General features: G+C 70.9%; 7 protein-coding genes. 5 read left to right on the forward strand and 2 right to left on the reverse strand.

What is annotated here, in order from left to right:
• Positions 1 to 738: DNA polymerase III subunit beta (locus tag ACFV0Q_RS37525; RefSeq protein ID WP_385011974.1), on the forward strand; the 738-nt coding region annotated here is incomplete at its 5' end.
• A gap of 343 nt (positions 739 to 1,081) precedes the next feature.
• Here ACFV0Q_RS37525 and ACFV0Q_RS37530 read toward each other — a convergent pair.
• On the reverse strand, positions 1,082 to 2,536 hold the full coding sequence (locus ACFV0Q_RS37530) for a serine hydrolase domain-containing protein (RefSeq protein WP_385011976.1): 1,455 nt from the start codon (positions 2,534 to 2,536) through the stop codon (positions 1,082 to 1,084).
• Between the two features lie 176 nt (positions 2,537 to 2,712).
• Between ACFV0Q_RS37530 and ACFV0Q_RS37535 the strand changes: the two genes are divergently transcribed.
• Together ACFV0Q_RS37535 and ACFV0Q_RS37540 are read left to right on the forward strand one after the other, a co-directional pair.
• Positions 2,713 to 3,351 carry a hypothetical protein gene (locus ACFV0Q_RS37535; RefSeq protein WP_385011977.1) on the forward strand — a complete coding sequence of 213 codons (639 nt, stop codon included), beginning with the start codon at positions 2,713 to 2,715 and terminating at the stop codon, positions 3,349 to 3,351.
• A 387-nt stretch (positions 3,352 to 3,738) separates the two neighbouring features.
• Complete coding sequence (locus ACFV0Q_RS37540) at positions 3,739 to 3,939, forward strand: hypothetical protein (RefSeq protein ID WP_385011978.1); 201 nt, start codon at positions 3,739 to 3,741, stop codon at positions 3,937 to 3,939.
• 55 nt (positions 3,940 to 3,994) lie between these two features.
• On the opposite strand, the gene ACFV0Q_RS37545 is transcribed toward ACFV0Q_RS37540, so the two are convergent.
• Entirely contained in the window at positions 3,995 to 4,504 is a 510-nt protein-coding gene (locus ACFV0Q_RS37545) for a DUF5994 family protein (protein WP_385011980.1), read from the reverse strand.
• 297 nt (positions 4,505 to 4,801) lie between these two features.
• Between ACFV0Q_RS37545 and ACFV0Q_RS37550 the strand changes: the two genes are divergently transcribed.
• Both ACFV0Q_RS37550 and ACFV0Q_RS37555 read left to right on the forward strand, forming a co-directional pair.
• Positions 4,802 to 5,377, forward strand: a complete 576-nt coding sequence (locus ACFV0Q_RS37550; RefSeq protein WP_385011982.1) for a DUF5994 family protein — start codon at positions 4,802 to 4,804, stop codon at positions 5,375 to 5,377.
• Between the two features lie 5 nt (positions 5,378 to 5,382).
• On the forward strand, positions 5,383 to 5,571 hold the full coding sequence (locus ACFV0Q_RS37555; protein ID WP_385011984.1) for a hypothetical protein: 189 nt from the start codon (positions 5,383 to 5,385) through the stop codon (positions 5,569 to 5,571).
• Positions 5,572 to 5,613: the final 42 nt, after the last annotated feature.

Below are 5,613 nucleotides of genomic sequence, written 5' to 3' on the forward strand. Positions count from 1 at the left end.
ATGACTCCGCTCCGCACCGCCCCCGTCCGGCTGGCTGTCTCCGCACCCGAGCTGGCCGCCGCGTTGGACGCGGTCCGGTTCGCCGCCAGTACCGACCCGGAGCTGCCGATGCTCCGCGGTGTCCTGTTCGACATCGAGGGTGAGGCGCTCCATGTCGTGGCCACGGACCGGTACCGGATGGCTGTCGCGCAGGCCGGTGCGGCCGGGCATGGCGGGCCCCGTGTGCAGGTCATCGTGCCGTCCCCGCTCGCCGACGCGATGCGGGCACTGCTGAGTGACGACGCATCCGTCCAGCTCACCGTGGACGGTGACCGCGTGACCTTGGAGACGGGGGGCCGTCAGGCGGCCGGCCAGTGTCTCGATCACGACTTCCCTGATTACCGTCGCCTCGTTCGGCTGCCTGCGGGGCGCCGTGCCCTCGTCGATGTCCCGGCTTTCCGGGAGGCGGTGGAAACCGGCCCCGTCCGTGCGAGCGAGGTGCGCGAGCAGGATGGCGTGTCCTGTGACCTCAGCGTGCTCAAGGTGGCTGCCGACGGCGTGGTGACCGTCTGCGAACACGGTGACGACGGCCAGGACCACGTCGCCGTCAACCGTGACTTCCTGCTGCATGCCCTTGCCGCCGGAGCCCGGGACCAGCTGATTCTGGAGTTCGGTACCTCTACGGCGCCGCTGGCGATCCGCCGTACCGACACCGAGGAGGCCTTTTCGCTGCTGATGCCTGTCCGCCTGGAGAACTAACCCCTGGGGCTGGCGCTCCGCTGGTCGCCCTTGGCGGTCACCTTGGGGCCGGGTTCAAGGTGCTGCCGTTGCGGTCCTTGGACTCGGCTTCTGCGGTGTGGGGGCTGGGCAGCAGCATGGCCGCATGGCCGCATGGTCCTGGCCGGGGCCGGGTGTTGGGGTGTCGTGTGCTGAGCCGAAGCACCGTAGATGTCACAGGGGGCAGGCTTGTTGTCACCGGCTCTTCGACCGTTTCCCCACCCCTCAGCTCCGCATGCGACAACAGCAAGCGTCACCCGCCCCACAGCCCAGGGAGGCCATCCGCACCCGGGTCAAACCCTGCGCCCCGGCCGGCGCGGCCGTGTCACGCGACCTTGGGGCCGCAGCGCATGCCGATGTAGACGCAGCCCGTGCCGTCGGGCAGCGTGGAGAAGACCACGGGCATGTAGTCCTCGCTGAATGCCGCGCCCACCCCGGTACCGGCGAAGACCGTCTCCGTCACGGGCAGCAGATCGATTTGAAGGGGTTCGGAGAAGTCCTTCATGCCGTCGACGAATTCGTACAGCGCGTGGCCGGCGCCGTCCCGCTCGGTCACCGTGATGACCACGCCCTCGCGCCGGTACGTGCCGACCAGCGGCGCGAAGTCGACCGCGGGCGGCTGGGCGGGCGGGGTGAAGGGCTCCGGCATGGTCACCCCGGCGAGTTCGGCGAGGAGTTCGCGGTAGAGCGTCGCGTACACCTCCCGTGCGCCACCGCCGTTGGTGAGCAGCGCGACCGCGACGCCCGCCGACGGCACCACGCGCAGGTAGGCGTACTGCCCGATGGAGGCGCCGTCGTGCCCGTATCCCCGGACGCCGTTCCAGTCGTACAGGGTCCAGCCCAGGCCCCAGCCGTCCGAGCTGACCGTCCACTTGTCGGGACAGTCCACCACCCGGTGCTGCATTAGCGCGACCGTCTCCTGCGAGAGCACGCGGTTGCCGTCCTCGGCCACGCCGCCGGCCAGGTGCATCCGTGCGAGCCGGGCGAGGTCTCCGGCGGTGGCGATGACCCTGCCGTAGGGGCCTGCCGAGCGCGGCATCATGTCCCATTCCGGCGCCGGGTCCGGGGCCTGGCCCGGCTCGCCCAGGTGCCCCATCGCCGCGCGGAACCGCAGCGCCTCCTCGGGCAGCGTCATGGTGTGCGTGAGGCCGAGCGGGGTCAGAAGCAGGTCCTTCAGCGCCTGGTCCCAGACCTTGCCGGTCACCACCTCGATGATCCGGCCGAGCACGTTGTAGCCGACGCTGCTGTAGGAGATCACGGTGCCGGGCGGGCAGTCGAGGGCCACACCCTTAGCGGCCTCGACGTACTTGGCGAGGCAGTCGTCGCCGCGCCCGCTGTCGTGGGTGAAGTCGCAGGTGAGACCGCCGGTGTGGCTGAGCAGCTGGCGTGTGGTGATCGCCCTGGTCGCCTCGGGGTCGGCGACCGAGAACTCCGGCAGTACGTCCACGACCGGGGCGTCCAGGTCCAGTTCACCGGATTCGGCGAGCCGCATGATCAGGGTGGCGGTGTAGATCTTGGCTATCGATCCCATCTGGAAGACCGAGTCGGTCGTCGCCTCCACGCCCGTCCCACGGTGCAGCACGCCGCTGGCCAGCTCGTGGACGGTCCCGTCGACGAGGAGCGCGAGGGACGCGCCCGGGACGTGGTGCTTGGCGCGCAGTGCGTCGAGGCGGGCCTGCCAGTGGGCGAGGTCCAGCTTCCGGCCCGCGGAATCCCGCGACCCCCACGCGCCCGTGGCGTCCCAGCTGCCCTGCTCGTCCCAGCTCACGTTCTCCGACATGTCTGCTCCCATCTGGTGCGTACGACGTCCGTTCCCTCGATGCGTACACTGTACGCACAATGGAACGACGTACGCAAGATGTGTACGGCGTGCGCTGCGAGGGGAGCCCGGCTCTCGCGCGTCACAGACTGGTCACAGCCCGCACACAACGGCCGCACCCCCGCGAATATGGCGCGATGCGCACACACCACGCCCTCGCCGTGCTCGCGGCAGCCGCCGCCCTCACCCTCACCGCCTGCGACCCGCAGAGCGCCCCCGCCTCGGACAAGCCCGCCGGCGGCCCGAGCGCGGCACCCACCACCCCGGCGGCGCCCACGAGCAGGGCGCCCCGCACGAAGACCGCCACGCTCCCCAACCTCGTCGGCAAGGGCCTCCAAACCGCCCAGGACGAGGCGCAGGCCGCAGGCTTCTTCGCCCTCAAGTCCCACGACGCGCTCGGCCGCGACCGGCTCCAAGCCCTCGATCGGAACTGGAAGGTGTGCTCGCAGGCCCCGGCCGCCGGCGCGGGCATCGACACCGGAACCACCATCGACTTCGGCGCGGTCAAGCTCGAAGAGACCTGCCCCGCGACCGATGCGCCCGCCCCCAAGCCGGCCGGCGACAGCATGCCGAACTTCGTCGGCCAGGGCATGAAGGCCGTCCGCGGCGCGCTCCCCGCCAACGCCAGCATCAGCGTGAAGGACGCGGTGCAGAGCCGCATGGTCCTCCAGGAGTCGAACTGGAAGGTGTGCAGCCAAACCCCTGCCGCCGGCGCGGCGCTCACCGGCCAGCCCGTCGCCTTCACCGTTGCCAAGACCGAAGAGACCTGCCCCTGACCCCCGCACTTTTGCACTTCACCCGGGCAGGCCCGCCGCTCGCCGCCGGTGCCAGCCCAGAGGTGATCGGGCGACGGAGTCGTGATGTTCACCGGCGATTCGATCACCGACTGCCAACGGCTGGCGAGCGAAGACGGCCTCGGGTTCGCCCGCAGGTACGGCGCGCACCTGCTCGGGGCCAGGGGGTCGGCGGCGAGCGCTCCGGCGAAGTCGAGGCCGCGCCCATCCCCGACGCCGAAGGGATGGCCGCCTGCCGACGGCGCCACATCGGGGACGGGCGTCACCCGTGCGCCCCGCTCCGTAGTCGAAATGATGCAGCCCGTCACCGTGCGTGTCAGCGTGATCCGAGAGGAACTCCGACCCCACACAGCAAAAGGAGCAACCATCATGGACGGTACGCAGGACAAGCGTCAGGAGCCGGGCACGGGCCGCGAGGCGCAGGAGCACCAGCGCCCCGGAGACCCCGCGCACCCCCAGCCGGGCAAGTCGTCCCGCGAGCAGAGGCAGAAGCAGGGGCAGAAGGAGACCTCGCGCCGCCGCGAGGACGACCTGCTGCGCGAAGAGGACCTGCACGACGAGACGTTCTGACCAGAGCGCCGCTCACCCCCACACCCAGAGCCCGGCCGGTCCAGCCCCTGAGGCTTCAGGATCGGGCTGCCACGTCGGCGGCGGCGCCGTCCCCGGGCTCTGGCGTGGTGGCGATGAGGATCTGAGCGGCCCGCGTGATGTTGTCGGCGCGGACGGCGCGGGCCATCGCTTCGCGGGCGGCGTCGGCGGTGGTGTCCGGGGGAACCACCAGCAGCGCGAAGTGGTCGTTGTCGCCGCGGGTGATGAGGACGGTGTCGTCACCGACCGGGTCGGAGTCGAGGTGCACGACCTGGTCGTCGATGACCAGGCGGGTCGGGAGGCCGTTCCAGGCGGACACGTCCACGCCCACACGGGTGATCGGTCCTAGATGCCCGGTCAACACGCTGATCAGCGCAGGCAGCTCGGTCTCGATGTCGCGCGTACGCGGCCACCACGCGCCGTCCAGGAGCCCCTCCCGGGACCGCGTGGTCTCCAGCCGCAACAGGGCCGTACCGGGTTTGATCGCCTGGTGGATCGCATCCGGCAGGAGCAGTGGGGGAGTGCGGGGGGTGTCGGAGTCAGCCATGTGGGTCCGCCCGTCTACGGAGTATGGCCATACCTCGTCGCAGGTCGGCACCGATGCCGATGCCGACGCGGTGCCCGGCCGGAGACGCGCGCGAGCCTGCCGTCGTTTCACGATACTCCCGCCGCCCGCTCCACCGCCCGCCGGAAAATACCTGGTCACGCCGGTCATCTTCCACCGAACAGGCGTACAGTGAAAGCACCGGGAGTACTTCGCACACCGGCTTTCAAGCGGGTGTCATTTCCGGCGATCGCCTAAAAGCCGGGCTGCCGACGGGCAGTCCGGGGGCAGGTCCGCATCATGACCACCACCCTCCGTCGGACCGCGCCCCGCGACCTCGCCGCAGAGCTCCCGGCACGCTTGTCCCTCACCCCGAAGACCGCCCTCGCCGGCCAGCTGGACGGGGCCTGGTGGCCCCACTCCCGCGACCTCGAAGTCGAGCTCCCCGCGCTGGCCGCCGCCTTGGAAGAGCCCTGGGGGCGCATCACCCGCGTCACCGTGAACCCCGACCGGTGGCCCGTCGTCCCGCACACGATTCCGCTGGACGGGCGGGCGCTGCACGTGGGCTGGTTCACCGAACAAGACCCGGACAAGCTGATCCTGCTCTCCTACACCGTCGGCCGCTGGGACCTCCTCGTCATCCCGCCCGAGACCGCACCCGCCGCCGCGGCCCGTCTGATGGCCGCCGCGGCGATCCCCGGCAGTGTCCTCACCGCCGCGACACTGATGGCCAACGAAGCCGCCATAGGGCGTGGCATCCGGGACGTCCAACGGCAGGAAACCGGCTGGGAGAGCGAAGGCGGGGCCTGCATGTCCCCCTTCGGCAGCCCGATTGGCCAAGGCACGCTCCCGCTGCGCGGAAAGGGCTGGCGGTGAGCTCCGTGGAGACCATCGTCGTCATCGCGCTGATCATCCTCGCGACGGGTATCGGAATGCGCTGGATCCACCTGCTCAACGCCCAGCACGACGCGCGGATTGCGGCCTACCACTTCAGCGAGCCGCTGCCGCGACCTCCCGGTCAACCGGACGACACCAGTCGTCGAGCCCACCGCACGGATGCCGCCCGGTGAGGAACGCGGCTTCCTCCCGACCGGGATCGGCGGGTGGGCGCC

Origin of the sequence: Streptomyces sp. NPDC059564 (assembly GCF_042735575.1) — a bacterium.
Taxonomy (GTDB): Bacteria; Actinomycetota; Actinomycetes; order Streptomycetales; family Streptomycetaceae; genus Streptomyces.